Source organism: Enterobacter cloacae complex sp. IR5384 (assembly GCF_049237265.1).
GTDB classification, from domain to species: domain Bacteria; phylum Pseudomonadota; class Gammaproteobacteria; order Enterobacterales; family Enterobacteriaceae; genus Enterobacter; species Enterobacter cloacae.
In genome coordinates this window covers 53830-79798 of record NZ_JBMKHJ010000009.1, presented here as the reverse complement: position 1 = coordinate 79798, position 25969 = coordinate 53830, and the positions used below count along the sequence as shown (strand labels likewise).

The window sequence follows — 25969 nt, the reverse complement described above, 5'->3', positions numbered from 1 at the left end:
TCATAGTATGTTGTAACTAATAAGGTATAAAATACCCGGCCTAAGCCGGGCATGGGTTAACAAAGCGGTTTTACTGCGGCCCGCATCCCCTGTTGCAGAATCGCGTCGAGATCGCGCGAAACCTGACCGACAAGACCCTCTACCTGAGTTAAATCCTGCTCCCAGTGCTCAGTAACGCTTAAAACGGAGGCGACCAGCTCGCGGGTGGTGATCTGTTTATCGTGATGCTGCGCCCACAGCTGTTGGTAACGAGCAAGCCAGTGCGCATCATCCTGCACCGGATAGTTCTCCCCGTTACGCTCTGCACGGTAGAACGCGATCAGTGCGGCCAGCGCGAACGTCAGGCGAGCGGGCAACGTGCCAGATGCCCTCACCCCCGCCAACAGCTGCGGCAGAATGCGCGTGCGATACTTGGTCATGCCGTTAAGGGCAATCGACAGCAGCTGATGCTTGATATACGGATTGCGGAAACGACCCGTAACGGCGCTGGCGAAAGAGGCCAGTTCATTACGCGGCAAATCCAGGACCGGAATGATTTCCTCATAGATCGCTTTTTCGATGAATGCGCATATGTCGGCATCATTCATCGCCTCGCCCACCGTATCCAGCCCCGCCTGGAACGCCACCGGCACCAGCGCTGTGTGCGCGCCGTTGAGAATCGCCACTTTGCGCTCCTTGTACGGCTTAATGTCATCCACAATCCGCACGTTTAGCGGGAATTTGTCCAGACGCAGTTCGCTGGCCAGGGATTCAGGCCCCTGAATAACAAACAGGTAGAAATGTTCAGCGGTATCCAGGAACGCATCGTGATAGCCAAGCCCGGCTTCCAGCGTCGCCGCTTCGTCGCGCGGATACCCCGTTACAATGCGGTCAACTAACGTGGAGCAGAAGCTGTTATGCGCATTCAGCCACTGAATAAATTCCGCTGGCAGTGCCCATGCCTGTGCATAGCGCAGCACCAGTTCGCGCAGCGCTTCGCCGTTATAGTCTATTAGCTCGCACGGAATGATGATCCAGCCTTTGTCCGCTGCGCCGTTAAAATGGCTGAAGCGCTCAAACAGCAGCCGCGTCAGCTTCGCTGGATAGCTCACCGCTGGCGCATCTTCGAAACGATCGCCCGCGTGCCAGCTAATCCCCGCCTCGGTGGTGTTGGAGAAGACAAAACGCATCTCCGGATTGTGCGCCAGTTTCAGAAATTCATCGTACTGGCTGTAGACGCTGATCTCTCGATTCACCGAGCGGATAAGACGCGCTTCGCTGACCGCCTCGCCCTGCTCATTCAGACCACGAATGATCGTGGTATACAGGCCATCCTGAGTGCTTAATGACGGCGGGAAGTCGCTTTGAATTGGGCGTACGACCACGACGCCGGCATTGAGATCGGTATGTTCGTTTAACAGGTCGATTTGCCAGTCGACAAACGCACGCAGGAAATTGCCCTCGCCAAACTGAATGATTCGTTCGGGGTAGAGAGCACCGGGGAAATCACGACGGTTAAGTGTGTTCACAATGGGGTCCTTTTATGATTAGTCGTACAACCTGATTAAATTGGTATGATAACTTACCAAAGGTTTTCGACCAGAACCCCGCTTTTGATCAATTCATCACGTCATTGAGGGAAATAATCACAAGAACTTATAGAAGACCGATGTGGCAGTCATCGCGCCATCCGGCATTAGCGCATAACGCGGGATCTCCCCCACTTTTTGCCAGCCAGCACGCTGGTAGAAGATCTCCGCTCCGCTGCCGGTTGAGGTATCCAGCACCAGCACCGAGATGTCTCTTGCTCTGGCCTGCACTTCCAGCTCCTCCATTAGCGCCATCGCGGCACCTTTACGACGCGCTTTTTCATGCACCAGCAGCTTTGCCACATCGGCACGATGCGGCTGGTTTTCCGGCTGATCGGTAATGAGCTGCACGGTGCCAATCACTCCATCCTGAGAATCGATGCAGGCCAGCACAACGCGTTCGTTACGCTCTACGCTCCCGGCAATATCCTGCCAGAAAGCACGAGCTTTATCGGTACTGAATGGCAACATAAAACTGACGGAAGCGCCGCCCCTGACACAATTTTCAAAGATATCGGCCAGCGCATCGAGGTGGGTGAGAATATCGTCCCGGGTGAGGGTTTTGATCTGCAGTGAGGTATTCATGGGTTTTCCTTACGTTGAATACGCTCACTGTGCATTTAACATTTACGTAACGCAATCACATCAGACATAGGCTTTTGTTATGTCATGTTGCGCGCTTGCGCTGCTGCTTCATGGCATACATTTTTTCATCCGCGTCTTTCATCCACTGCTGCAGATCGTTGCCGTTATGATCGAACTCGCTCAGCCCCCAGGAAAAATGGAGTGACCAGGGATGCAGCCTGCGCGCATTGTACTGTTCAACCTGCTCGGCCAGATACTGCATGGCAATCCAGGCCCCCTGCTCGTCGGTATCGGCAAACAGCACGGCAAACTCATCGCCGCCAAAGCGAACCAGCAAATCCGCTTCACGGAAAGAGGTGCGCATCAGTTCCGCCATCACTTTCAGCGCGTTGTCGCCCTCTTCATGTCCGTAGCGATCGTTAATCTCTTTGAAGCGATCCAGATCCAGCCAGCCCAGAGTTAACGGCTCCGCCCGGCGTCTGGCTACGGAGAGCGTGAACCGGAGCAGCTGGTTAAAGCCCCGACGGTTAAACAGACCGGTTAATTCATCGGTTGTCGCCGCGCTGACGGCAGCAAACTCGTCTTCCGCCAGTGCGCTCAGATCGCCCAGCACGGCAAGATCGGCTGCGGAAAATTCACGAGGAGAATAATCAATCAGGCACAGCGATCCCACGCTCGCCCCGTCACGTAAACGCAGTGGAAAACCGGCATAGAACCTTACGCCGGGCTCACCGGCCACCAGCGGATTATCGGCAAATCGATCGTCCTGACGCATATCGGCAACCACCAGCGGCGCTTCGCTGAGGATCGTATGGCCGCAAAACGAGATATTACGCGGAACGGTGTCAGGCGCCTGACCATCGGCCGACTTCACAATCAGCGAGTGTTCATCAATAAGATTGACCATCGCCAGGGGAACCTGGAAGAAGCGTTTTGCCAGACGTGTCAGTCGGTCAAACGCCGGGGAACTGTCGATCTCAAGCAGGCCTGACTCGCGCAGCGAGTTCAGACGTTCCATTTCATTTGCTGGGGTTGCAGGTGTTTTCATAACGTCTCCTGACGCAAAGCGTTACTCAAAGCGTAGCCTAAACAGAGACATTGTCAGTGCGCGAATATTCTGTTCTTACCGTCCCGCTTGGCGCGGTACAGGGCGTTGTCCGCGGCCTGTAGCCAGTCGGTTACGCTTATCATTTCTCGCGTGGCACAGGCGATACCGATGCTGAGCGTGCAATGCACCGTCTCCTGAGCCACCTCCTTTTTCATTGCAGCCGCATCCATAATGCGTCTGGCGACAACTTGCGCCTCTTCAAGGGTGGTATCCGGCAGCAACACCACAAATTCATCACCGCCAAGGCGTGCGGGGGTATCGTTCGGGCGTGTCGACAAATGCAGTATTTGCGAGACGGCCGCCAGCAATGCATCCCCAACCTTATGACCAAAACGATCGTTAACGTCTTTAAAATTGTCGATATCGATGAACATCAGGGCCGATTCCCGGCACGTCTGGCGCAGTTTATTCAGTTCGTGGTCAATCCGCTTTTCGAGCAGCCGTCGGTTCGCGATATCCAGTAGCGGATCCATCATCGCGATCCGCTCAAGCTCCCGGCTCTTGATCCGCAGGCGCAGCGCAATGCTGTCCGTTAATATGCTCAGTGCCAGCAGATAAATTGCAATCAGCGGCAGCGTGGCAAACATGGTGCGCTGCGAAACGTACATATCCACCGCCATTCCCTGCGTCAGCCAGGTCACCAAAAAAAAGCCCACCATGGTAATGGCCGCCTTTCTCATCAGCGTAACGCCCCCTGCCGAGAGCCGGTCGGTCAGCATAATGGTGGCAATGACCACCGACGGCAGCGGATTAACCGCCATCATGGCGATCCAGAATCCCCCCGCCCCGGCGTCCAGCACCAGATTCTGATGCTCAGTCACCAGCGGCATGGCCGAATTTCGCGCCCGATACCAGGCAAGCGTAGGCCAGATAAACGCGTTCAACGCCAGCAAACACATCAGCCAGATTGAACGATTCTGTTCAATCAGCACAGAGAGGATGGGAATAAAACAGAGAAACGTGCCGAGAATACGCATCAGATACATACGTTTGACAAACCGGCTTCCTGGTACACGAGAGGGTCTACTGAGTTTGTCAGCTGCATTCATTCTGCGAATTTTCCGATAGCTTTCTTGCGGTATCTTATTGACGTTAAAAATACCTAGCAAGCAATTTATCTGCTATTCGTTATGATTCATCCCCGGCAGAATGCAGGCTGCGCTCAGGTTTCACTCTCCGGGGCCGGGGTAATGGGATCGTCTGACACACGCGCACTGGTGCGATTTCTCCCCGCTTTTTTGGAACGATAGAGATGATCGTCTGCTTCGGCCATCAGCCTGTTGAAGACTTCGGTCAACTGCCACGACGCCGCCTTCCCGCTCCCGAGACCAATACTCACGGTAAGATAGAGCGTTTGCTGGCGCCAGGTAAACGGATGAGCGGCAATGGTGAGTCTGATACGTTCCGCCAGCGCAAAGCCGTGCTGCGCGTCACCGGTGTTCACCACAACCGCGAACTCTTCTCCGCCCATACGCGCCACCATACCATCGTCTCCGACAACCTGCTGGACCTCGCGGGCAAACCCGGCCAGCACGCGGTCGCCACACTCATGCCCATAGTTATCATTGATGCTTTTGAAGTAATCGATATCCAGCAGCATCACGGTCAGAAAACGTGTCTGCCGCTGCGCCTCTTCCCGCTTTAACGCCTCATAGAGCCCGGAGCGTGAATAAACGTGGGTCAGAAAATCATAATCCGCGCGCAACGACACCTGACGGATGAGCGAATTAATGGCCGCCATACTGACGGAGACCATAACCGGACAGATCGCCATGGTGGCAATCCCCAGCCGTGCGGAGAACATCATCGGGGTAGAGAGCGGCGTGCCCACGGCGATATTGATAATGGAGTTAGCGACCAGAACGATCTCCAGACCGCCGGTCAGAAACGTCAGCAGACAGGTCGCGGGCAAGGAGTAGCGGACCGCACACCAGATCAGCGCCGGCAGCGGAAAGGCAAGGCTTCCCGCCCCGCCAATCACCACCGATGCCATCACCGAGACAATCAGCGCAATGACCGGTAAAAGTTGCTCCAGACGCAGTTTGAATGCCCGCGTCGGCATACTGACCGTGAGCATGCAGGGTAAAATGAGCACGCCGGTTGAGAACTGCTCGCTGAACCAGTCGGCAAACAGCGGCCAGAAGGTATGGCTGTCGATCCCCACCGACCCGGTCGCGCCGAGCAGCGCACATAATAAGGCGGCGATCAGACAATAATTGAACAGCCGCAGCGCATTAATGGGATCGGGGGTTTTCTTCATCAACCGTTTATCACGCACCACCAGCAATGCGACAACGACGATAAAGACCATATTCGACAGGTTGATGACCACCGAGGCCATTCCCCAGTTGGTGGTGACCGCGTCGTACATCAGCATGGCGACGTACGACACCGCGTAGTTATGCAGGCGATTGAGATAGGTAAAACGGGCAAAGACGCCCGCCATCACGCCATTCAGCGGCCAGAACAGCGACAAGGCTTCGACCAGACGTAATTCCGCACCGATAAAGTAGAACAAGGTGGTGAGAATAAAGATACCCGCCGCATTACGCAGCGGCGATTCAGGGCGAAAAAGCGTGAAGGCAGCGGGGTCTGAACGCATTAAATATCATTCCATATAATAACTTATGGCAACTAACTGACCCGTCACCACGCGGGGGATCTCATAGCGTGCATCTATAACACAATTACAACAGGATCAGCACCCATCAACATCAGGCGTTCATCTGCAACACCAGCCAGTGGTGGATCACGCCGACGATATAGTGCTGTTGCTGCGCGGTGAGCTGAACACCTTGCGGAATGTTGTGCCATTTCGCCAGACAGCCGCGACAGCAGGTGGCGGTCGCGTGCTGGGCAATAAACACCGGATGGCCGCGCATGGGGGTCTGTTTACCGTCGTTGACGGGGTGCGCGGGGGCAAGACGCTTCGCAATAAAGTCGGCAGCATGCTGGTCAATGGTATCGGCACCTTTGTCCCAGCAGTACTGTCGTTCTTTTGTGCCTAAGCGAAAGCGCGACCGAAAGGTCGATCGCGCCAGGCGAGAAAAAAGAGGATCCAGGTCAGACATCAGTAAACAGAACGTCCCAGGCGTTGGGTCAGTTTCTCCAGAACCGCCACACCGGCCAGTGAATTACCCGTCTCATCCAGCTCCGGGCTCCAGACAGCAATGGCCATCTCATGCGGTACAATGGCAACCACCCCACCCCCGACGCCCGACTTGGCCGGAAGACCGACGCGCCAGGCAAATTCGCCCGCGTTCTGATACATCCCGCTTGTCGCCATCAGGGCATTGACCTGACGCGCCTGCATAGGTGAAACCACCTCCTGATCGAGATGTGGTGCGTGCCCTTGATGAGCAAGGAACAGGAAGGTCTGCGCCAGCTCCACGCAGCTCATTTTCAGCGCGCAGTAGTGGAAATAGTTTTGCAGTACGGTCGCCACATCATTATGGAAATTGCCGAATGATTTCATCAACCAGGCAATGGCGGCGTTACGCGCAGAGTGCTCGAACTCCGAACGGGCGACCACTGAATCATAAGCAATATCGTCAACGCCTGAGAGCTGGCGAACAATTTCAAGCATGCGCTGGCGTGGCGCGCTGAGACGGCTTTGCAGCATATCGCAGACCACCAGCGCCCCGGCGTTGATAAAGGGGTTACGCGGTTTACCCTGTTCAATCTCAAGCTGTAGCAGAGAGTTAAACGGCTGCCCGGAGGGATCTTTACCCACCCGTTGCCAGATCTCCTCTTCCTCGTACTGTCGCATGGCCGCAACCAGACTCAGCACTTTCGAAATAGACTGGATGGAAAAACGTTCCGTGGCGTCACCGGCCTGGTAACGCTGACCGTCTATCGTACAAATTGCAATTCCCAGCTTATTCCCGCTGACCGAGGCAAGGGCCGGAATATAGTCGGCAACCTTTCCTTTTCCAAGTAACGGACGAACCTGCGCCAGAATCTCGTCCAGCATCTCATTATGGATGACCGCAGCCACTCTCTTTGCTCCTTGCCCTCAGGCTAAAACGGGCTGCGAGTATAACAGACGCTTATGTGTTGCGTCAGGCACTGAGACGAAAACGCGAAACCGCCTGCAATAAAAGATCCGACTGTTTGTGCAGGCGCTCAGAGGCATCGGACGCGTCAGAGACAAGGCTGTCGGTCTGCCGCGACACCTGATTCAGCGCCTGAAGCTGGCGCGTCATCTGATGAATACTCTCCCCCTGACTCAGCGTGGCCGCGGAGATCTCATTCAGCAAACTGCTTAATGTTCCCACCAGCCCCGTCACCTGCTGCAGGTTATCTTCCAGACGGTTAACGGCCCGTGACCCATCTTCGATCCCCTGAAGGGAACGGTTGATAAGCTCCTGAATGGTTTGCGTCGAATGGCTGCTCTTCCTCGCCAGCAGCCCCACTTCACGAGCGACAACGGCGAACCCGCGCCCCTGGTTTCCCGCGTGAGCCGCTTCAATTGCCGCATTCAGCGCCAGAATGTTGGTCTGAAACGCGACGCTGTCGATCATCGCCACGATCCCCCGCATCTCTGAGGATCGGTCGACGATCGCCTGCATCGACGCATTGACGGTCGACATCATCAGATCCCCTCCCGCCGCGGCCTGGCGCGCCTCATCCGCCCGCGAGCTGGCAAGCTTCGCATAGCCCGTGTTGCCTTCTACGTGGGTTTCCAGAGTCGCGATATGCGCCGTCACGTCTTCCAGCTCTTTGGCCTGACGCGCCGACTGGTGATACAGCTTTTGATTGCCCTGCGCCAGTGCGCCAATGTTTTCCACCATGGCGGTGGTCGCATCGCTGACCTGGGTCACCAGCTGCTGTAGCCCGTTCTGCATGGTGGCAATACTGTCGCTGAGCTGCGCAATTTCACGGTTAAAACGCATCACGCCAGGAGGGGTACCGGAAAGATCGCCCGCGGCCAGCCGGTTGATATGCGCAATCAAGCGCCGCAACGGGGTAATTACCCACCGGGACATCCCGAACCAGACGGCAACCGCAATAGCGAGCAACAGAACAGGCGCAAGCAGGAACAGCGTTTGCAGACCGGAGAGCTGCGCAATCAATGACTGACGCCCTTTGAGCGCCTGCTTCTCGCTTGCTTGCTGATAGCGGGCATAGTTGTCATTAAAGTCGGTCTGAAACGCCTGCGCTGGCACGGCAAAAAACGCATCGATGGTGTTGGTTTTCACCAGCCCTTCCGCCTGCTCTTTTATCGCGCCGTAAAAAAGCTGATAGCTGTTCACCAGGGCGTCATCTTTTGGCGGATTAAGCGCCAGCCAGGCATTCCACGCCTGCTGCGAAACGGCCAGCGCCTTTTGCGCGTCGTCCATCAGGCTGTGCCAGCTGCCCTCGGAGCCGGTCTCTTTATCCTGCATAAACCAGACGCCGGAGCGGTTAAGCAGATCGCTTGCGGCCAGCAGGGAAACGCGAGCCAGATCCAGCTTGCTCTGCTGCTGGTACGCCAGCAGGTTTTGCTGCTCGTTGCGTTGCGCTTCCTTAAGGGAGGCATTGAGCAGGAACGACGAGGAGAGTTGCAGGGCGGAAAAGAGGCCGATAATACAAAAGATACCGGTCAGCAGACCAAACTGGCGGGGGATAATGCGCTGCGCAATACGACGATAAATTTGCGTTAGGTTCATAATTTTCTTCAGTAACAAGACGTTAGACGCGTGCGAGTCTACGAAACGAAAATGACAGAACCATTGCAGAGAAATGACAGAGGCCCTCGTCGTCGGGGCCTCTGTAAGGATGGCGGTTACACTCTGTTCTTCCACACCGTCTGCACGTTACAAAACTCGTGCAAACCAAAGTGGGAAAGCTCACGGCCAAAACCACTTTTCTTCACGCCGCCAAAGGCCACGCGCGCGTCACTGGCGCTAAAGCCATTGATAAACACCCCGCCGCACTCCAGCTCGCGGGCGAATTTTCCGGCCAGCGCTTCGTTGGCGGTAAACACCGTGGCAGAGAGACCAAAGTCGCTGTCGTTGGCAAGCTGCAGGGCATGTTCCGCATCCTTCGCCACCGTAATCGCCGCAACCGGACCAAACAGCTCCTGACGGAAGGCGGTCATTGTCGGGGTGACATGGCTCAGCACGGTTGGCGCGTAATAGTTGCCCTCCCCGCTGATTTTCTCGCCGCCCAGCAGCAGCGTGGCCCCTTCCGCGAGGGTGGCCTGCACCTGCTGATGCAGTTCGTCACGCAGATCGAAACGCGCCATCGGGCCAATATCATTCTCTTCCCGATCCGGTGCTCCCATCTTCAGCGCCGTAACCGCCGCAACAAAACGCCGGGTAAAGTCATCGGCAATACCCTCTTCGATAATAAAGCGCTTTGCCGCCGCGCAAACCTGCCCGGTGTTCTGATAACGTCCCGTGACGGCCGCACGAACGGCCAGATCCAGATCGGCATCATTCAGCACGATAAACGGATCGGAGCCGCCCAGCTCCAGAACGCATTTTTTCAGCGCCGCTCCCGCCTGAGCCCCTATCGCCGCACCTGCACGCACGCTACCGGTGACGGTGACCGCTGCAATACGACGATCGTTGATCGCCTGGCTCACGCCATCATTGGTGGCATTCACCCAGCCAAAGACGCCTTGCGCAATACCGGCATCAGCAAAGATTTGCCCAATCAGCTCTGCAGAACCCAGGACGTTCGGTGCGTGTTTGAGCAGATAGCTGTTACCTGCCAGCAGGATCGGCACCGCACCGCGCAGTACCTGCCAGAGCGGGAAGTTCCACGGCATCACCGCAAGAATAGGCCCCAGCGGACGGTATTCAATGACCGCGTTTTGGTTTTCCACCAGCGTGGGCTCCGCACGCAGCATCGCCGGGCCATGTTCCGCATACCAGTCGCACAGACCCGCAGATTTGGCCACTTCCGCCCGCGCCTGCACAATCGGCTTGCCCATTTCCCGGGAGAACATTTGCGCCATCTCTTCCCCACGCTGGCGCAGTGCTGCCCCCAGGTCGCGCAGCTTTTGTGCCCGGTGAGAGACGCTTTCCCCTCGCCACTGGCGAAAACCGGCATCAGCCAGGGTGATTGCCTGTTCGACCTCTTCGGATGTGGCCCAGGGATAGGCGGCCAGCGTCTCGCCTGTCGCCGGGTTAACAGAGAGGGCATGCGTAGCAGATGAATAAGTCATGATGTTCTCCACGTAATATCGGTTGATTGATTGTGGCCCACTCTGCTATTTCTTAAAAATGAATAATACTAACCACCTTATTCACGAATCGAGAATGCTATGGATTTAACTCAGCTTGAAATGTTTAACGCCGTTGCCCTGACCGGCAGCATTACCCAGGCGGCGCAGAAGGTGCATCGCGTTCCGTCTAACCTCACCACCCGCATCCGTCAGCTTGAGGCCGATCTCGGCGTTGAGTTGTTTATCCGGGAGAGCCAGCGTTTGCGCTTATCTCCCGCCGGGCACAACTTTCTGCGCTACAGCAAGCAGATCCTGGCGCTGGTTGACGAGGCGCGCATGGTCGTCGCCGGTGATGAGCCGCAGGGGTTATTTGCCCTTGGCGCCCTGGAGAGCACTGCCGCTGTGCGGATCCCGGAAAGTCTGGCGGCGTTTAACCAGCGCTATCCGCGCATTCAGTTCGCGCTCTCTACCGGCCCGTCCGGAACGATGATTGACGGCGTTCTGGAAGGCACCTTAAGCGCGGCGTTTGTCGACGGGCCACTTTCACACCCGGAGCTGGAAGGCATGCCGGTTTACCGGGAAGAGATGATGCTGGTCACCCCCGCCGGACATGCGGAGGTGACGCGCGCCGCGCAGGTAAGCGGCAGCGACGTCTACGCGTTTCGCGCAAACTGTTCGTATCGACGTCATCTGGAAAGCTGGTTTCACGCAGACCGCGCCACGCCCGGGCGGATCCATGAGATGGAGTCGTATCACGGTATGCTCGCCTGCGTGATTGCAGGGGCGGGTATTGCGTTAATGCCCCGCTCCATGCTGGAGAGCATGCCGGGGCATCATCAGGTAGAAGCGTGGCCGCTGGCGGAGAACTGGCGCTGGCTGACCACCTGGCTGGTGTGGCGTCGTGGGGCGATGACCCGCCAGCTCGAAGCGTTTATAGCGCTGCTAAACGAACGTCGACAACCAGAGCCTTCTCCATAAACAGGCTCAGCGGATCGTCGACATACGGCGCAAACGCCGGACGGCGTTCATATCCGCACTGTTCATACAGGCGAATGGCGGCGTGTTGCTTGATCCCTGTCTCCAGGCGCACGGTGTGGCAGTGACGACTCAGGGCTTCATCCTCAAGGGCAGCAAGCAGCTTCTCGCCCAGATGTTGCCCGCGATGGGCCGGATCGATATAGACCCGTTTCATCTCCCCGGTACCGTCGCCATTAAGCACCACGGCGCCACATCCCACGGCCTGCAGCTGCGGGTCGCGAATGATCATCAGGATAAGCGAGGCTTCAGGCAGCGCAGCCAGATCGAGCAGATGATTGCTTTCAGCGGGATAGAGTTCGCTCTGATAACGGTCAAGCGCCGCGATCAGCTTGAGGATGTCCGGATGTCGGGCAGATTCAGAGGTAATGGAATACATGGCAGGCTCCTTGCTTTTTTTTGTGAGGCCAGGCTTCAACATAGCGTCTGCCATCTGTTCGGACTTCATAGTTTTAACTTATGTCATGACGCCAGCGTCAGGCGGGTCTCAAGCTGTTCCAGCTGGGTCCGGGCCGCTTCATCCAGCCTGCTGTCGGTGACGATATCCGTCAGGGTGTTCAGGTGCGCCACATTAAACAGCGACCAGGCACCGTATTTAGAGCTGTCTGCCAGCAGCACCCGGCGTTTTGCATTGGCTATTAAATCCCGCTTCAGCGCGGCCTTCTCTTCCGTAGGCGACGTGATACCGCGGGTAATATCCCAGCCATTACAGCTGACAAAAGCCACATCAGGCCAGACATTCTGCAACAGCCGACGCCCGTGCTCACCAATACAGGACTGGCTCGAATCATCGATACGGCCGCCAATGATCGTCACTTCAATCTGTTTAAACTCAGAGAGAAACAGCGCAATGTGCAGATCGCTGGTGATGACGCGAAGCGGCAAATGCGTGAGCTGACGCGCGAGTTCAATCATTGTGGTACCTGCGTCCAGCACAATGGCATCCCCCGCTTTCACAAAGCTCGCGGCCGCGCTGGCGATGGCATGTTTTTCTGCCAGACTGCGCTGCATTTTTTCGGACGTGGTCGGCTGGGAAGGAATAAACCGGTTAAGAGTAACGCCGCCGTGGGTTCGGCTGATGACGCCCTCCTGGTCAAGCTTAATCAGGTCGCGGCGGATCGTCGCCGGCGAGGCATCGGTGATCGCCACCAGCTGATCCACCGTGACCAGGTTGTGCCCTTTGAGGTAATCCATTATCTGCTCTAACCGGTTATATCCCTTCATATTATTCCCGTGTAATTTGCATAGCCAACTGAATAGACACCGTCATGCTCTCCGACCTGGCTTTACCGGTCCATGCAATATCGAACGCGGTTCCGTGGTCTGCAGAGGTGCGGATAAACGGCAATCCGGCGGTGATATTCACCCCGTCGTAAAAGCCGAGCAATTTTAGCGGAATATGCCCCTGATCGTGATACATCGCAACGACCATGTCATACATTCCTTCGTGGCATTGCATAAATACCGTATCCGGCGGGCACGGTCCGGTGACGTTGACCCCCTGCGCTTTCATCGCTGTAACGGCCGGGCCAACAATCGTGATCTCTTCATCGCCAAACAGGCCATTTTCTCCCGCATGCGGGTTCACGCCCGCGACCGCAATACGAGGTGTGCTAAAGCCCACCCGCTTCAGGAAGGTATCCGCAATGCCGATGACGGTTTTTACCCGATCCTGATTGAGCGTATCAAGGAATTTACGCAGCGCAATATGGGTCGTGATATGAATGACCTTCAGCCGATCGGTGTACAGCACCATAGCGTAGTCTTTGCTGTGCGTCAGATGGGCCAGCAGCTCGGTATGCCCGGGGTAGTGATGTCCGGCCAGATGCAGCGCTTCTTTATTCAGTGGCGCCGTGGCAACCGCTTTTACGTCCCCCGCCATCGCCAGTTCCGTCGCGCGCTTCACGCAGCGATAGGCTAAATCCCCCGCCTGAGCCTGGACCACGCCGGGCTTCAGGGCATCAGGGTCGGCCAGCGGTTCGTCCAGCACGTTAATCACGTTGGGTGCGAAACGGGCCTCGCTGACCTGCTTGATGATGTGGATGTCAGCCTGCCCCACAATCCCATCATCCAGCACCCGCCTGAGCGTGAGGGCACAGCCCACCACGACAACCGGGGCTCCCGTTAATTCGCTCCCGGTGAGGGATTTGATAATGATCTCCGGGCCAATGCCCGCCGGGTCACCCATGGTTACAGCAATAATGTTAGTCACTCAGTCTCTCCTCGATAAAATGCAACACCTCAAGCAGCGTCTCTTCTTTTCCGAAGCCCCCTGCTTTGGTCATTACCGGCTGGTGCCAGGCACAACCCAGAAATTTGCCGTAAGGGACGCATCCTGCGACGCGCCCTGTAATTTCAAATCCTTGCGCATCAAGCGCACTGGCGACGGCCATTGCCACATCGCCGCCTGAGACATACAACGCATCCGGCGGACATGCCGTCAGTGCCTCTCGGGTAATCTCTCCCAGGAAGGCGCAGATCGTTTCACCCAGTTCGGTCCGGGTCATTTGATACTGCGCGCAAAGCCGTTCAACCTGATGTCGCGCCTCATGGTCCGGGCAGGTATGAACGATGCAGTGACGGCCCGCCTTCAGGACCTGCGTGATGCGCATGAGCGCGTTCGCCGTCTCCCCCTTCAGCACATCATTAACATCAATAAATACCGACGAAACCGCAGGCTCTGCAGCGGCCAGCGCAATCTGACGTTGAGCGATCTCACTCATTGATCCCACCACCGCCAGCAGTTGCTGACGCTTCACGGGGGCGAGATGGCGTGCCAGCGCATCACATAACCCGGCAGACCCGACCAGCAGCGGTGTCTGCGGGCAGGTCAGCGCGGCGGCAATAATGGCGTCCAGATCCTCGTCACACTGGGCATCGACGATGAGCCACTCCGTTCCCTGCGCCAGTTCGGCTGCCAGCGTGTTTGCCGTCACGGATTGACAACTCACGTCGGTAAACAGGTCAGCAATCGTGGCAGACGGGACGGGCGTTTTCGGATCGCTGGCGAATTCGGTTTCATCCACCGGAATGCCGTTCACCAGACACCTGCCGTGACGTGTGATCCGCCCTGCCGCGGGATACGCTGGCGCCACAATCACCTGCCGTTTGCCGCTTACTGCCTTAAGGACGCCTGTTTCTGCCCCTACATTGCCGCGCAGCGTGGAATCAATCTTTTTGATGAGCCAGTGCGCAGCCGCAATATCCGCCCCCAGTACGGCCACTTTTTCGGCCGCCTCTGCTGCCCGCAGCGCACGGGAATCGGTATTAATAACCAGTGCATCCACCGGCTGGGTAAAGGGGGTGTGGAATGCCACGCTGACCTTCTTACCGCTTAGCGTCAGGCTGACACCCGCATCGTTTGCCCCGGTAAAGTCATCTGCAACGACAACGACGTCTCTGAACAGGTTGTTTTCTTTCATTCCCACTCCGGGCTCGTTTTTCCTGTTAATGATTATATTCAATCATGATTGATTATATGTGAGCAAGATCAAGTTAATCAGTTTGCGAATAAAATATAAATTTAGCCACACGATGACCATGAAGCGTCTTAATTGAGCGAATTTAATCATGGACACAAAGACAGGAGAAAAGCGTGGTAACCCTCAACAGCACCATTATTAGCGGCGCAAATGCGCTCGCCGCCATCAGGCCATTACTCACCGATAACGCGCAGCTCTTGCTGGTTACGGACGGCAACATTGCGCGTCTGGAGGCGGCAACACAGATCCGTTCAATTCTTGAAGAGGGCAACCGCCGCGTCACGGTGATTGACACGGTGCCGCCTGAACCCTCCCACCACGATGTCAGCCAGTTGCTCGCGGGGTTAAACAGCGGATCGTTTGATGTCGTGGTTGGGATCGGCGGCGGCAGCGTACTGGATGTGGCGAAACTGCTCTCCGTGCTTTGTCACCCGCTGTCACCGGGGCTGGACAGCCTGCTGGCAGGGGTAAAACCGGTGGCACGTATCTCCTCACTTCTGATCCCCGCCACCGCCGGAACCGGGTCAGAAGCCACGCCGAACGCTATTCTGGCGATACCGGAGCAAAACACGAAGGTCGGTATTATCTCTCCGGTCCTGCTGCCCGATTACGTCGCCCTGCTGCCGGAACTGACCACCAGCATGCCCACGCATATTGCCTCCTCCACCGGCATCGATGCCCTGTGCCATCTGATTGAGTGCTTCACCGCCACGGTCGCCAACCCGGTCAGCGATAACGCGGCGTTGACCGGGCTCGCTAAGCTGCTGAAGAACATCGAAACGGCCTGCGCTGAGCCGGGCAACCTGCTGGCAAAGCTGGAAATGCTGTGGGCCTCTTATTACGGCGGGGTCGCGATTGCGCATGCCGGCACACACCTGGTTCACGCCCTGTCTTATCCGCTTGGCGGGAAATATCACCTGCCGCACGGCGTGGCCAACGCCATTCTTCTGGCGCCCTGCATGAGGGTGGTTCGTCCCCACTGCGTGACAAAATTTGCGCAGGTGTGGGATCTCGTGCCAGGCGCGGACAGCAGCCTGTCCGATGACGAAAAATCTCACGCGCTGGTGGAGTACTTTGCCGCGCTGGTTCGTCGGCTCAACCTGCCGGACAACCTTGAGTCCCTGGGCGTGCCGCGCGAAGACATCGCTTCCCTGAGCGATGCCGCCCTGAACGTTAAACGGTTAATGAACAATGTCCCCTGTCAGGTGAATCACGACGAGGTGCAGGCGATTTACCGGACACTGTTTCCTGAACATGCATAGTCAAGGAGTAAGAAATGCGTAACAACATCAAGGGCGTGCTGACGGCCATCGTCACCCCCTTTGACGCGGAAGGTGAACTCAACCTTCCCGGCTTAACGCGGCAGGTTGCCCGGCAGCTGGACGCCGGAAACGGCATTTTTTGCGGCGGAACCAACGGCGAGTTCTTTGTCCTGAACGAAGCGGAAAAAATCGCGGTCACCCGGACCTGTGTGGAAACCGTCGCCGGACGCGCGCCCGTCGTGGCGCATATTGGCGAAATCTCCACCCGCGACACCATCCGGCTGGGAAAACAGATCGCCGCGCTGGGTGTGGATGCGGTTTCCGTCATCACCCCTTACTTCGTACCGCTGAAACAGTCTGAGCTCATCGCACACTACACCGCCGTCGCTGACGCGCTAACCGTACCGGTCTTTCTGTACAACATTCCGGCGCGGACCGGCAACACCCTTGAGCCCACCACGGTACGGGCGCTGGCCGAACACCCCAACATTTCAGGTATTAAAGACAGTGCCGGGAGCTATGAAAGCCTGCGCGGTTTTCTCAACGCGGTAAGCGACATTGACGGGTTCGACGTGCTGAACGGACCAGATTCACTGATCCATCAGGGCTTCGTCGAGGGATGTTCAGCCTGTATTTCCGGGCTGGCAAACGTGGCGCCAGCGGCGATCAACGCCATCTGGTCACGCTTTAACGCGGGTGATGTTGAAGGTTCCCGGCAGGCGCAGGAGCGCGTCACCCGACTGCGTACCGAGCTGTACAGCGTGGCGTTTTCCCCTGCCGCGGTTAAAAAGGCCCTGCAAATCATGGGCGAGGATGTCGGAGAGAGTCGCTATGCCGTGGCGTTTAGCGAGCAGCAGTGCCAACAGATTCGCCAGATAGTGACAACGTCACTTAGCTAAACGGCGTTGGTTTCGTCAATAAGAATACCGGGTACCTGAGGTGCCCAGGATTCACTCGCCCTGAAGAGAGGCAAAGATGAATAATTTTACCGCTGAAGATACCCTGATCATTGTGGGCATAGTCATTGCCTACATCCTGTTCACCACCTGGCTGACCTTCCGGATCCGCAGTAAAAACTCCGGGGACTTTATGGAAGGCTCCCGCGCGATGCCGGCGTTTATTGTCGGGATCCTGCTGATGTCTGAGTATATCGGCGCTAAATCCACCATCGGCACCGCGCAGGCGGCGTTCGAGGACGGGTTTGCTGCATCATGGTCCGTCATCGGGGCCGCAATTGGCTTCCCGCTTTTTGGCCTGTTGCTGGTAAAACGCATATACAACACCGGGAAAATCACCATCTCGGGTGCGATTGCTGAAAAGTACGGTAACAGCACCAAAAACATTATCTCCCTCATCATGATCTACGCCCTGCTGCTGGTGAATGTGGGGAATTACGTCAGCGGCGCAGCAGCCATTTCTACCGTACTGAAAGTCAATCTGCCCGTTGCCGCCTTTATTACGGCTATCGTCAGTACCTTCTATTTCGCCTTCGGCGGCATGAAAGGCGTGGCGTGGGTTACCGTGCTGCACAGTGCGCTGAAATACTTCGGCATTCTGGCCATCATGGGTTTTGCGTTATCCAAAACCGGCGGTTTCACGCCGATGATCGAAAACATGCCGGACTTCTACTGGACCTGGGATGGCAACATCGGCGCGTCGACCATTTTCGCGTGGCTTATCGGCACCATTGGCTCCATCTTCTGCACCCAGTTTGTGATCCAGGCCATCTCCTCCACTAAAGATGTTAAATCGGCCAAACGCTCCACCTGGGTCGCGTTCTTCTTCTGCCTGCCGATCGCGCTGGCCACTGCGGTGATTGGCGTGGCGGCAAAATACCTGCATCCGGAGATCGACAGCCTGTATGCGATGCCGATTTTCCTGCAGGATATGAACCCGTGGCTGGCCGGTCTGGTCACCACCTCTCTGGTGGCGTCCATCTTCGTCAGCGTCAGTACCGTGGCGCTCGCCATTGCCTCCCTGGTGGTCAAAGATTTCTACGTGCCGATGCGCAACCCGACGCCCGAGCAGGAGTTTAAAGCTACCCGCTGGATCTCCCTGCTGATTGGTTTCCTGCCGCTGATTTTTGTTCTGCTGGTGCCTGAAGTCCTGAAGCTGTCGTTCTTTACCCGCGCCATTCGTCTGTCGATTTCCGTCGTGGCGGTCATCGCGTTCTACGCCCCGTTCTTCCGCAGTACTCGCGGAGCCAATGCTGGGCTGATCGGCGCCTGCGTCGTGACCTCTGTCTGGTATCTGCTGGGCGATCCGTTTGGCATTAACAATATGTACATCGCCCTGCTGACCCCTGCGGTCATCATGGTCATCGACCGCCTCATTCCGGGAAAGGCACAGGGTAAAGCGCCAACCCCCGTTGAAAACAATGGAGTCTGATATGTCTGTAACCGTAACCCGCGACGGGATTATTCGCCCACAACAGGATACGCGCGTGGAGGCGGCCATGCTGCCTTCCGCCTGCCCACAAAACCACGCGGCAAATCTGCTGCCGCTGCCGGATGGTTCGCTGATGTGCGTCTGGTTTGGCGGTACCCAGGAGGGTATTGCGGATATCTCTGTGTGGGGTTCGCGCCTGTCACCGGGAAGCCAGCAGTGGAGTGAGGCAGAAAAACTGTCGGATGATGCCACGCGCTCCGAACAGAACCCGGTTCTGTTCCTGGCACCCGATAACGTGCTGTGGCTGCTGTGGACCGCGCAAATGTCCGGCAACCAGGACACCGCTATTGTGCGCTATCGCCAGTCCCGGGATCTGGGTAAAACCTGGGGGGGCATCGCGACCCTGCTCGATAAACCCGGCACCTTTATTCGTCAGCCGATTGTCGTGCTGGAGAACGGTAACTGGCTGCTGCCGGTGTTTTACTGCCGCACCCGGCCGGGTGAGAAATGGGTCGGTAACGATGACATCAGCGCGGTGAAAATCTCCGAAGACGGGGGCAAAACCTGGCGTGATGTCGAGCTGCCGGACAGCCTGGGCTGCGTCCATATGAATATCACCCCGCTGCGCAATGGCACCCTGGTTGCCCTGTTCCGCAGCCGCTGGGCGGATAACATTTATTACAGCCAGTCAACGGACAACGGCGAAAGCTGGTCCGTGCCGGAGTCCACGGTATTACCTAACAACAACTCCTCTATCCAGGTGACAACGCTTGCCAGTGGCGAGCTGGCGCTGGTGTTTAACCTCATGAGCGCCGCCGGGGCGCAGGAGCGTCGCACCTCGCTGTACGATGAAATTGACGATGGCGATGGCCGTAAAGAGCCGGTTGTGACCCACGGTCGAACCGCCTTCTGGGGTGCCCCGCGTGCGCCAATGACCGTCGCCATTTCGCCGGACGGAGGCAAAAGCTGGCCGTGGCAACGGCATCTGGACGAGGGAGATGGCTACTGCATGACTAACAACTCTCTGGAGAAACTGAACCGTGAGTTTTCCTATCCGAGCATTAAACAGAGCCCGGATGGCAGCCTGCATATCGCCTACACCTACTTTCGTCAGGCCATAAAATACGTGCGGGTGACGCCCGAGTGGGTCAAGGAGTCAGCATGATTATTGGACATCTCGACGCCCTGCCGCTGGCAGGGTTACCGCCGGTGTTGTATGCCCTGCTGTCCCGCCCGGACTGCACGCTGCAGGCGCTTAGCGAACGCGATGACGGCCGCTGGCAGCCGGACAATGCCCCCTGGTTTTGCCAGATTGGTCCGGCGCAGACGCAGCCGCGCGCGGAGCGGCATACGGAGTACCATCACCAGTGGGCGGATATTCAGGTTGTGCTGGCGGGAGAAGAACTCATCTATGCCGGCGCGCGCCCTGTTGGCAAGCCGGATGACGAAGAGCGTAAAGCGGACCTGTTCATTGCCAGCTCATCGGCACACAGCGTCGGGATCCGCCTTGGCGCGGGTGACTTTGCGGTCTTTTCTCCCGGAGAACCACACCAGGCGCTGTGCGCCAGCGGCGCGCCGATGACCGTGCGCAAAGCGGTGTTTAAAGTTCCTCGTTCAATGCTGGAGGTCTGACATGCGTCACGCCGTCGTGACCGGAGCCAGCTCCGGAATTGGTGAGGCCATCGTTAAGCGTTTACTGGCGGAAGGCTGGCAGGTCACCGGACTCAGCCGCCGCGCCGTGATGCCGGATACCCCTGGCTTTACGGGGTTACGCGTGGATATCACCGACCCTGAGGCGCTGAACAGCGCCCTGCACGCCATCGCGACACCGCAGGCGGTGATCCACGCCGCCGGGATGATGGCCGCCGCCCCACTGGGGCAACTGGAAAGCAGGGTTGGCGCGTCACTGTGGCAACTGCACGTTCAGGCCTGCGAAGCCCTGTTTAACCATTTCGCGCCCGCTATGGCCGCCGGTGGACGATTTGTGGCGATTGGCAGCAGAACCTCCCGCGGGGCGGCAGGTCGTTCACAGTATGTTGCCACCAAGGCGGCGATGACAGGGATGGTCAGAAGCTGGGCGGCGGAACTGGCCCCGCGTGAGATCACCGCAAACGTGGTCGCGCCGGGCGCCACCCAAACGCCGATGCTTAGCGCACCGGGGCGAGAAAGTTCACCGCCTACCTGTCCGCCCATCGGTCGTCTTATCACGCCAGAAGAGGTCGCGGGACTGGTGAATTTCTTGCTCAGCGATGAAGCCGCCGCCATCACGGGCCAGGAGATGGTGATATGCGGCGGCGCCTCGCTCAGCTAGCGCAGGAAGATACGCCCTTTCAGATAGAGCGTCGCCTGGCCGCCAATCAGCACACGGTCGCCCTTCAGTTCGCAGCGCAGATCCCCGCCACGGTATGAAACCTGGCGGGCGTTCATCGACGTTTTGCCCAGCTTCTCGCTCCAGTACGGTATCAGCATGCTGTGCGTGGATCCGGTGACCGGATCTTCCGGTACCCCTTCGCCCGGGCAGAAGAAGCGGCTGACGAAGTCATACTCCTCTCCTGGTGCCGTCACGCAGACCATTTTCCCGAGCGGTGCCATCGCTGCAATATCCGGGGTTAAGGCCTCTACCTGTTGCTGGCTCTCCAGTACCACCATGTAATCCCGTCCGACGCGGACCTCTTTAGCCTGGTCTATCCCCAGCGCGCTGAACAGGCCCGGCGGGGGATTGTCGACCACCTCGGTCGACCACGCAGGGAAATTGAGCGTCAGCCAGTCGCCGCTGCGTTTCACCGTCAACTCACCCACGAAGCGCGTGGTGAAGGTGATTTCGGTATGCGGATAATCGAGGTATTCGAAAATCACGTGGGACGCTGCCAGCGTCGCGTGGCCGCAGAGGTTGATTTCATGCAGCGTGGTAAACCAGCGCAGCTCGAACCCGGTGTCGGTGCGTACGAAAAACGCCGTCTCAGACTGGTTATGCTGTTGCGCCATTTTGAGCAGCGTCTCATCCGAAAGCCACTCCTCCAGCGGGCATACCGCCGCTGCATTGCCGCCAAACGCCCTGTCGCTGAAGGCATCCACCAGATAAAAATCAATTTCCTGCATTGTCTTTTCCTCTGTTGTTATAGGTATCTAGCGCAGAAAAACTGTGCCTTTCAAATAGCATGACGCCTGTCCGCTCATCAGCACGCGCGAGCCTTTTAGCTCGCACCGCACGTCGCCGCCCCGCGCGGAAACCTGACGGGCAAACATCGTCGTTTTACCCAATTTTTCGCTCCAGTAAGGAATGAGCATGGTATGCGCAGAGCCGGTCACCGGATCTTCCCAGACGGCAACGCCGGGGGAGAAAAAGCGGCTGACGAAATCGTAATCCCCGTCGCCCCGTGCCGTAACGGCAACCTTATGTTCGCCAGGCGTCATGGCTGAAATTGTCGGTGCGAGTGCTTCAACCTGCTGGCGATCTTCCAGCACCACCACCCATGCGCGGCCTTTGCGGGCTTCAACGTAGCGGCGGATACCGAGCGCCGCGAGCATCTCCGGCGGGGGCGTCTCTTCATGCGTGGGACACGCCGGGAAATCCAGCGTCAGCCACTCCCCCTCCCGGCTCACCGTCAGGCGGCCAGAGGCCGTTTCGAAGTGGATCCGCGAGTCAGGATAGTCCAGCTCATTGAACAGAACGTACGCCGCAGCAAGCGTGGCGTGACCGCAAAGATTAACTTCGGTCAGCGTGGTAAACCAGCGTAGCTCAATGCCCCCTTTCGTACAGACGAAAAATGCGGTTTCCGACTGATTATGCTGTTGCGCCATTTTCAGTAACGTTTCGTCCGGCAGCCACGCCTTGAGCGGGCAAACGGCAGCCGGATTTCCGCCAAATGACACATTGCTAAACGCATCGACCAGATAAAAATCAATCTCCTGCACTGTCTTACCGCCTGTTTTTGTTGGAGTGTTCTTTTATATTCAATGAAAACCCTGCCTCCGGCTACCGCTTTCATAAGGTAAATATTGAGATCTGCATCACATAATGGTTGAGTTTTCGCCGTGCAAGGCTTTAAGATCGTCTCCTCTTCTTTTGCAACGAATCTCCGACATCCCTATGACAACGAACACAGTTTCCCGCAGGGTTGCGTGGCTACGCGTGGTCACGCTGGCTATTGCCGCGTTTATTTTCAACACCACAGAATTTGTTCCGGTTGGGCTGTTGTCTGACATCGCAGAGAGTTTCCAGATGGAAACGGCGCAGGTGGGCATTATGTTGACCATTTACGCCTGGGTGGTGGCGTTGATGTCGCTGCCGTTTATGCTGCTGACCAGCCAGATGGAGCGGCGTAAGCTACTGATCGGGCTGTTTGCGTTGTTTATCGCCAGCCACGTGCTGTCGTTCCTGGCGTGGAATTTTACGGTGCTGGTGTTAAGCCGCGTCGGGATCGCCTTTGCGCATGCCGTTTTCTGGTCGATTACCGCGTCGCTGGCTATCCGACTGGCACCGGCGGGGAAACGCGCCCAGGCGCTGAGCCTGATTGCCACCGGGACCGCGCTGGCAATGGTGCTGGGCCTGCCGATTGGCCGTATCGTGGGGCAATACTTCGGCTGGCGTACCACGTTCTTCGCCATTGGCATGGGAGCGCTGGTTACCCTGGTGTGTCTGGTAAAACTGCTGCCGAAGCTGCCAAGCGAACATTCCGGCTCACTGAAAAGCCTGCCGCTGTTGATGCGTCGCCCGGCGCTGCTGAGCATTTATCTGCTTACCGTTATTGTGGTCACCGCCCACTATACGGCTTACAGCTATATCGAGCCGTTCGTTCAGGTGGTGGCCGGCTTTAGCGGCAATTTTGCCACCCTTCTCCTGCTGCTCCTTGGCGGGGCGGGCATTATTGGCAGTATTCTTTTCGGCAAGCTTGGCAATCAGCACGCTTCAGCGCTGGTGAGCAGCGCCATCGGTTTGCTGCTGGCGTGTCTGCTGCTGCTGATGCCCGCCGCGGGCAGTGAAAGCCAGCTGGCAATCCTCAGCCTGTTCTGGGGTGTGGCGATCATGATTATCGGTCTCGGGATGCAGGTGAAAGTGCTGGCCCTCGCACCGGATGCCACAGACGTGGCGATGTCGCTGTTCTCGGGCATTTTTAACCTGGGCATTGGCGCGGGTGCGCTGGTGGGCAATCAGGTGATTCTGCACGTATCCATGTCGGCGATTGGCTATCTGGGGGCCATTCCGGCACTGGTGGCGCTTATCTGGTCGGTGCTGATCTTCCGTAAATGGCCGGTGGCGCTGGAGGAACAGGGGCAGCACGGGTGACGTCTGTTTGTGCCGGGTGGCGCTGCGCCTTACCCGGCCTACAAACCCGTAATAACGTCAGCCCCGCCACCCGGCAATGACCTCAGTGGTAAGTCTTAATAATCTCCAGCACGCCGTTAATAATAAACTGCACGCCCATACATACCAGCAAGAACCCCATCAGACGGGAAATCGCCTCGATACCGCCTTTGCCGACCCAGCGCATAATTGCCCCGGAACTGCGCAACGATGCCCACACAATAATGCCGATCAGTGCAAATATCAGCGGTGGCGCTACGGTCACGACCCAGTCCGGAAACGTAGTGCCGTCACGTACCGTTGAGGCAGAACTGATGATCATCGCAATGGTCCCTGGCCCTGCCGTGCTCGGCATGGCTAGCGGTACAAAGGCGATATTCGCACTCGGTTCGGTCTCCAGCTCTTCGGATTTGCTCTTCGCTTCAGGCGATTCATGCGCTTTTTGCGCCGGAAACAGCATGCGGAAACCGATAAAGGCCACAATCAGCCCCCCGGCGATACGCAGGCCAGGGATGGAGATCCCGAAGGTATTCATCACCAGCTGACCGGCGTAGTAAGCCACCATCATAATGGCGAACACATACACTGAGGCCATCATCGACTGATGATTGCGCTCTGCGCTGTTCATATTCCCTGCCAGCCCGAGGAAAAGCGCTACCGTCGTTAACGGGTTGGCCAACGGCAGCAATACCACCAGCCCAAGACCAATTGCTTTTATCAAATCCAACATAGTGCGTCGTTGTCCTTATCCATGTTTATCACCGCAATTATAGGGTGAAAGTGTGACATTGAGCCATTCACGCAACGTAACGATTATTTTCATAAAGGAACGATAACCCTGCGTTATCTGTATGATTTGAAAGACCTCAACAAAAGTTCATGAAACGTTTTAGCAATTCGTGGCATCCGCAGATCCATTCAGTTGACTTATACTTGCCTGAGCAATAATATCTGCCGTGATTAAACTACTTGCCAGGGCAACCATTGTGAAAAGCACCAGTGATATCTTCAACGACGTTGTTCCGCTGGGTCGTCTTATTCATCTGGTTAATCAGAAAAAAGACCGCCTGCTGAATGACTACCTGTCGCCGCTGGATATCACCGCAACGCAGTTCAAAGTGCTGTGCTCCATTCGCTGTCAGGTGTGTATCACCCCGGTTGAGTTAAAAAAGGTGCTCTCTGTCGATCTGGGCGCGCTGACCCGCATGCTGGATCGTCTCGTCTGTAAAGGATGGATAGAACGAAGCCCTAACCCGAATGACAAGCGCGGCGTCCTGGTGACACTCACCAGCGACGGTGCGGATATGTGTGAACAATGTCATCAATTAGTAGGACAAACACTGCATCAGGAACTAACAAAAAACTTAACGGCAGAGGAAGTGGCAACGCTTGAGCTTTTGCTTAAGAAAATACTGCCGTAAACAGAAAAAGAGGTATGACGATGTCCAGACGCAATACTGACGCTATCACTATTCATAGCATTTTGGACTGGATCGAAGATAACCTGGAATCGCCGCTCTCCCTTGAAAAAGTGTCAGAGCGTTCAGGTTACTCCAAATGGCACCTGCAACGGATGTTTAAAAAAGAGACCGGTCATTCATTAGGTCAATATATTCGCAGCCGCAAGCTGACGGAAATTGCCCAAAAACTGAAAGAAAGCAATGAACCGATCCTTTATCTGGCGGAGCGATACGGGTTTGAATCGCAACAGACCCTGACGCGTACGTTTAAGAACTACTTCGACGTGCCGCCTCATAAGTATCGTATCACCAGCGTGCCGGGTGAATCCCGATACCTTTATCCGCTAAAACATTGTAGTTAATCATCGCCTGTAAAGACGTAACCGAGGAAATCATGAACGTTACCGCCTCCGCCGCCCTCGCCTTGCTGGTGCTTTTTTCCAGCCAGACCTTCGCGGAGCAACCCCCTCGTGCAACGCAGCAAAATAATCATGACACGATGATTTTGCCGTCAGCACATAGCCAGTCCCCTTATGATTTCAACCACATGGGGTCTGGTAGCGACAAATCCGACGAATTAGGCGTGCCTTATTATAATCAGCACGGCTTCTGATTCGTTT

At 56.8% G+C, this 25969-nt stretch carries 27 protein-coding genes; 11 read left to right on the top strand and 16 right to left on the bottom strand.

Annotated features, from left to right (window positions below; translation table 11 throughout):
* Positions 1-56 precede the first annotated feature (56 nt).
* The 9 genes from ACOTX3_RS10245 to sad all read right to left on the bottom strand — a co-directional run bounded on the left by ACOTX3_RS10245 (position 57) and on the right by sad (position 10417).
* Positions 57-1508 (bottom strand): tagaturonate reductase, encoded by a 1452-nt coding sequence (locus ACOTX3_RS10245; protein WP_038980692.1) that lies wholly within the window; start codon positions 1506-1508, stop codon positions 57-59.
* A gap of 117 nt (positions 1509-1625) precedes the next feature.
* Complete coding sequence (locus ACOTX3_RS10240) at positions 1626-2153, bottom strand: GNAT family N-acetyltransferase (protein ID WP_127869262.1); 528 nt, start codon at positions 2151-2153, stop codon at positions 1626-1628.
* Between the two features lie 82 nt (positions 2154-2235).
* Positions 2236-3201: a sensor domain-containing diguanylate cyclase gene (locus ACOTX3_RS10235; RefSeq protein WP_013096606.1), complete on the bottom strand. Its 966-nt coding sequence runs from the start codon at positions 3199-3201 to the stop codon at positions 2236-2238.
* Positions 3202-3254: 53 nt separating this feature from the next.
* Entirely contained in the window at positions 3255-4247 is a 993-nt protein-coding gene (locus ACOTX3_RS10230) for a sensor domain-containing diguanylate cyclase (protein WP_058678504.1), read from the bottom strand.
* 176 nt (positions 4248-4423) lie between these two features.
* Entirely contained in the window at positions 4424-5863 is a 1440-nt protein-coding gene (locus ACOTX3_RS10225) for a GGDEF domain-containing protein (protein WP_058678505.1), read from the bottom strand.
* A gap of 112 nt (positions 5864-5975) precedes the next feature.
* Positions 5976-6332 carry a DUF4186 domain-containing protein gene (locus ACOTX3_RS10220; RefSeq protein ID WP_013096609.1) on the bottom strand — a complete coding sequence of 119 codons (357 nt, stop codon included), beginning with the start codon at positions 6330-6332 and terminating at the stop codon, positions 5976-5978.
* Positions 6332-7258 (bottom strand): glutaminase B, encoded by a 927-nt coding sequence (gene glsB / locus ACOTX3_RS10215; protein ID WP_013096610.1) that lies wholly within the window; start codon positions 7256-7258, stop codon positions 6332-6334. The genes ACOTX3_RS10220 and glsB overlap by 1 nt, the downstream gene beginning before the upstream one ends.
* Before the next feature lie 64 nt (positions 7259-7322).
* Positions 7323-8912 carry a methyl-accepting chemotaxis protein gene (locus tag ACOTX3_RS10210; protein WP_058678506.1) on the bottom strand — a complete coding sequence of 530 codons (1590 nt, stop codon included), beginning with the start codon at positions 8910-8912 and terminating at the stop codon, positions 7323-7325.
* A 116-nt stretch (positions 8913-9028) separates the two neighbouring features.
* Positions 9029-10417 (bottom strand): succinate-semialdehyde dehydrogenase, encoded by a 1389-nt coding sequence (sad, locus tag ACOTX3_RS10205; protein ID WP_127869261.1) that lies wholly within the window; start codon positions 10415-10417, stop codon positions 9029-9031.
* Between the two features lie 99 nt (positions 10418-10516).
* Between sad and ptrR the strand changes: the two genes are divergently transcribed.
* A complete protein-coding gene (ptrR, locus tag ACOTX3_RS10200; RefSeq protein WP_013096613.1) occupies positions 10517-11395 on the top strand; it encodes a putrescine utilization regulator PtrR in 879 nt (292 codons plus the stop codon).
* On the opposite strand, the gene ACOTX3_RS10195 is transcribed toward ptrR, so the two are convergent.
* The 4 genes from ACOTX3_RS10195 to dtnK all read right to left on the bottom strand — a co-directional run bounded on the left by ACOTX3_RS10195 (position 11349) and on the right by dtnK (position 14874).
* Positions 11349-11831, bottom strand: coding sequence for a GNAT family N-acetyltransferase (locus ACOTX3_RS10195; protein ID WP_045294042.1), 483 nt, complete (start codon positions 11829-11831; stop codon positions 11349-11351). The two genes, ptrR and ACOTX3_RS10195, sit on opposite strands and share 47 nt — an antisense overlap.
* 83 nt (positions 11832-11914) lie before the next feature.
* Positions 11915-12676: a DeoR/GlpR family DNA-binding transcription regulator gene (locus tag ACOTX3_RS10190; protein ID WP_029883777.1), complete on the bottom strand. Its 762-nt coding sequence runs from the start codon at positions 12674-12676 to the stop codon at positions 11915-11917.
* Position 12677: 1 nt separating this feature from the next.
* Positions 12678-13664: a D-threonate 4-phosphate dehydrogenase gene (locus ACOTX3_RS10185; RefSeq protein ID WP_127869260.1), complete on the bottom strand. Its 987-nt coding sequence runs from the start codon at positions 13662-13664 to the stop codon at positions 12678-12680.
* Entirely contained in the window at positions 13657-14874 is a 1218-nt protein-coding gene (gene dtnK, locus ACOTX3_RS10180; RefSeq protein WP_058678508.1) for a D-threonate kinase, read from the bottom strand. Before dtnK ends, ACOTX3_RS10185 begins: the two co-directional genes overlap by 8 nt.
* Before the next feature lie 173 nt (positions 14875-15047).
* On the opposite strand from dtnK, the gene ACOTX3_RS10175 reads away from it, so the two are divergent.
* From ACOTX3_RS10175 to ACOTX3_RS10150, 6 genes are all read left to right on the top strand, one after another.
* Entirely contained in the window at positions 15048-16196 is a 1149-nt protein-coding gene (locus ACOTX3_RS10175) for an iron-containing alcohol dehydrogenase (RefSeq protein ID WP_058678509.1), read from the top strand.
* Between the two features lie 14 nt (positions 16197-16210).
* Entirely contained in the window at positions 16211-17095 is an 885-nt protein-coding gene (locus ACOTX3_RS10170) for a dihydrodipicolinate synthase family protein (RefSeq protein ID WP_058678510.1), read from the top strand.
* Positions 17096-17171: 76 nt separating this feature from the next.
* Positions 17172-18584 (top strand): sodium:solute symporter family protein, encoded by a 1413-nt coding sequence (locus ACOTX3_RS10165; protein WP_127869259.1) that lies wholly within the window; start codon positions 17172-17174, stop codon positions 18582-18584.
* A 1-nt stretch (position 18585) separates the two neighbouring features.
* The gene (locus ACOTX3_RS10160) at positions 18586-19749 is read left to right on the top strand and encodes a sialidase family protein (protein WP_058678511.1); all 1164 of its coding nucleotides are present in this window, start codon (positions 18586-18588) and stop codon (positions 19747-19749) included.
* Positions 19746-20216 carry a YhcH/YjgK/YiaL family protein gene (locus ACOTX3_RS10155; RefSeq protein WP_020688620.1) on the top strand — a complete coding sequence of 157 codons (471 nt, stop codon included), beginning with the start codon at positions 19746-19748 and terminating at the stop codon, positions 20214-20216. The genes ACOTX3_RS10160 and ACOTX3_RS10155 overlap by 4 nt, the downstream gene beginning before the upstream one ends.
* Before the next feature lies 1 nt (position 20217).
* Positions 20218-20895, top strand: a complete 678-nt coding sequence (locus ACOTX3_RS10150) for an SDR family NAD(P)-dependent oxidoreductase (protein WP_058678512.1) — start codon at positions 20218-20220, stop codon at positions 20893-20895.
* Here ACOTX3_RS10150 and ACOTX3_RS10145 read toward each other — a convergent pair.
* Both ACOTX3_RS10145 and ACOTX3_RS10140 read right to left on the bottom strand, forming a co-directional pair.
* Positions 20892-21683, bottom strand: a complete 792-nt coding sequence (locus ACOTX3_RS10145) for a PhzF family phenazine biosynthesis protein (protein ID WP_057071885.1) — start codon at positions 21681-21683, stop codon at positions 20892-20894. The two genes, ACOTX3_RS10150 and ACOTX3_RS10145, sit on opposite strands and share 4 nt — an antisense overlap.
* A gap of 27 nt (positions 21684-21710) precedes the next feature.
* The gene (locus tag ACOTX3_RS10140; RefSeq protein WP_020688617.1) at positions 21711-22499 is read right to left on the bottom strand and encodes a PhzF family phenazine biosynthesis protein; all 789 of its coding nucleotides are present in this window, start codon (positions 22497-22499) and stop codon (positions 21711-21713) included.
* Positions 22500-22674: 175 nt separating this feature from the next.
* Here ACOTX3_RS10140 and ACOTX3_RS10135 point away from each other — a divergent pair, with 175 nt between their 5' ends.
* On the top strand, positions 22675-23871 hold the full coding sequence (locus tag ACOTX3_RS10135; RefSeq protein ID WP_029883786.1) for a sugar transporter: 1197 nt from the start codon (positions 22675-22677) through the stop codon (positions 23869-23871).
* A gap of 82 nt (positions 23872-23953) precedes the next feature.
* Here ACOTX3_RS10135 and ACOTX3_RS10130 read toward each other — a convergent pair whose 3' ends face one another.
* A complete protein-coding gene (locus tag ACOTX3_RS10130; protein ID WP_013096626.1) occupies positions 23954-24619 on the bottom strand; it encodes a MarC family NAAT transporter in 666 nt (221 codons plus the stop codon).
* 256 nt (positions 24620-24875) lie between these two features.
* Here ACOTX3_RS10130 and marR point away from each other — a divergent pair, with 256 nt between their 5' ends.
* The 3 genes from marR to marB are packed head-to-tail and all read left to right on the top strand — an operon-like array spanning position 24876 to position 25962.
* On the top strand, positions 24876-25310 hold the full coding sequence (marR, locus tag ACOTX3_RS10125; RefSeq protein WP_013096627.1) for a multiple antibiotic resistance transcriptional regulator MarR: 435 nt from the start codon (positions 24876-24878) through the stop codon (positions 25308-25310).
* A 20-nt stretch (positions 25311-25330) separates the two neighbouring features.
* A complete protein-coding gene (gene marA / locus ACOTX3_RS10120) occupies positions 25331-25711 on the top strand; it encodes an MDR efflux pump AcrAB transcriptional activator MarA (protein WP_008502237.1) in 381 nt (126 codons plus the stop codon).
* 32 nt (positions 25712-25743) lie between these two features.
* Positions 25744-25962: a multiple antibiotic resistance protein MarB gene (marB, locus tag ACOTX3_RS10115; protein WP_013096628.1), complete on the top strand. Its 219-nt coding sequence runs from the start codon at positions 25744-25746 to the stop codon at positions 25960-25962.
* Positions 25963-25969: the final 7 nt, after the last annotated feature.

What these genes read in the sequence shown, in the direction of transcription:
- sad (WP_127869261.1), bottom strand. Translation starts at nt 10,417, where the DNA reads ATGACTTATTCATCTGCTACGCATGCCCTCTCTGTTAACCCGGCGACA.
- ACOTX3_RS10170 (WP_058678510.1), top strand. Translation starts at nt 16,211, where the DNA reads ATGCGTAACAACATCAAGGGCGTGCTGACGGCCATCGTCACCCCCTTT.
- marA (WP_008502237.1), top strand. Translation starts at nt 25,331, where the DNA reads ATGTCCAGACGCAATACTGACGCTATCACTATTCATAGCATTTTGGAC.
- ACOTX3_RS10145 (WP_057071885.1), bottom strand. Translation starts at nt 21,683, where the DNA reads ATGCAGGAAATTGATTTTTATCTGGTGGATGCCTTCAGCGACAGGGCG.
- ACOTX3_RS10155 (WP_020688620.1), top strand. Translation starts at nt 19,746, where the DNA reads ATGATTATTGGACATCTCGACGCCCTGCCGCTGGCAGGGTTACCGCCG.
- marB (WP_013096628.1), top strand. Translation starts at nt 25,744, where the DNA reads ATGAACGTTACCGCCTCCGCCGCCCTCGCCTTGCTGGTGCTTTTTTCC.
- ACOTX3_RS10165 (WP_127869259.1), top strand. Translation starts at nt 17,172, where the DNA reads ATGAATAATTTTACCGCTGAAGATACCCTGATCATTGTGGGCATAGTC.
- ACOTX3_RS10230 (WP_058678504.1), bottom strand. Translation starts at nt 4,247, where the DNA reads ATGTATCTGATGCGTATTCTCGGCACGTTTCTCTGTTTTATTCCCATC.
- ACOTX3_RS10240 (WP_127869262.1), bottom strand. Translation starts at nt 2,153, where the DNA reads ATGAATACCTCACTGCAGATCAAAACCCTCACCCGGGACGATATTCTC.
- ACOTX3_RS10190 (WP_029883777.1), bottom strand. Translation starts at nt 12,676, where the DNA reads ATGAAGGGATATAACCGGTTAGAGCAGATAATGGATTACCTCAAAGGG.
- ACOTX3_RS10195 (WP_045294042.1), bottom strand. Translation starts at nt 11,831, where the DNA reads ATGTATTCCATTACCTCTGAATCTGCCCGACATCCGGACATCCTCAAG.
- ACOTX3_RS10135 (WP_029883786.1), top strand. Translation starts at nt 22,675, where the DNA reads ATGACAACGAACACAGTTTCCCGCAGGGTTGCGTGGCTACGCGTGGTC.
- ACOTX3_RS10210 (WP_058678506.1), bottom strand. Translation starts at nt 8,912, where the DNA reads ATGAACCTAACGCAAATTTATCGTCGTATTGCGCAGCGCATTATCCCC.
- ACOTX3_RS10160 (WP_058678511.1), top strand. Translation starts at nt 18,586, where the DNA reads ATGTCTGTAACCGTAACCCGCGACGGGATTATTCGCCCACAACAGGAT.
- ACOTX3_RS10235 (WP_013096606.1), bottom strand. Translation starts at nt 3,201, where the DNA reads ATGAAAACACCTGCAACCCCAGCAAATGAAATGGAACGTCTGAACTCG.
- ACOTX3_RS10150 (WP_058678512.1), top strand. Translation starts at nt 20,218, where the DNA reads ATGCGTCACGCCGTCGTGACCGGAGCCAGCTCCGGAATTGGTGAGGCC.
- ACOTX3_RS10220 (WP_013096609.1), bottom strand. Translation starts at nt 6,332, where the DNA reads ATGTCTGACCTGGATCCTCTTTTTTCTCGCCTGGCGCGATCGACCTTT.
- ACOTX3_RS10130 (WP_013096626.1), bottom strand. Translation starts at nt 24,619, where the DNA reads ATGTTGGATTTGATAAAAGCAATTGGTCTTGGGCTGGTGGTATTGCTG.
- ptrR (WP_013096613.1), top strand. Translation starts at nt 10,517, where the DNA reads ATGGATTTAACTCAGCTTGAAATGTTTAACGCCGTTGCCCTGACCGGC.
- dtnK (WP_058678508.1), bottom strand. Translation starts at nt 14,874, where the DNA reads ATGAAAGAAAACAACCTGTTCAGAGACGTCGTTGTCGTTGCAGATGAC.
- ACOTX3_RS10225 (WP_058678505.1), bottom strand. Translation starts at nt 5,863, where the DNA reads ATGCGTTCAGACCCCGCTGCCTTCACGCTTTTTCGCCCTGAATCGCCG.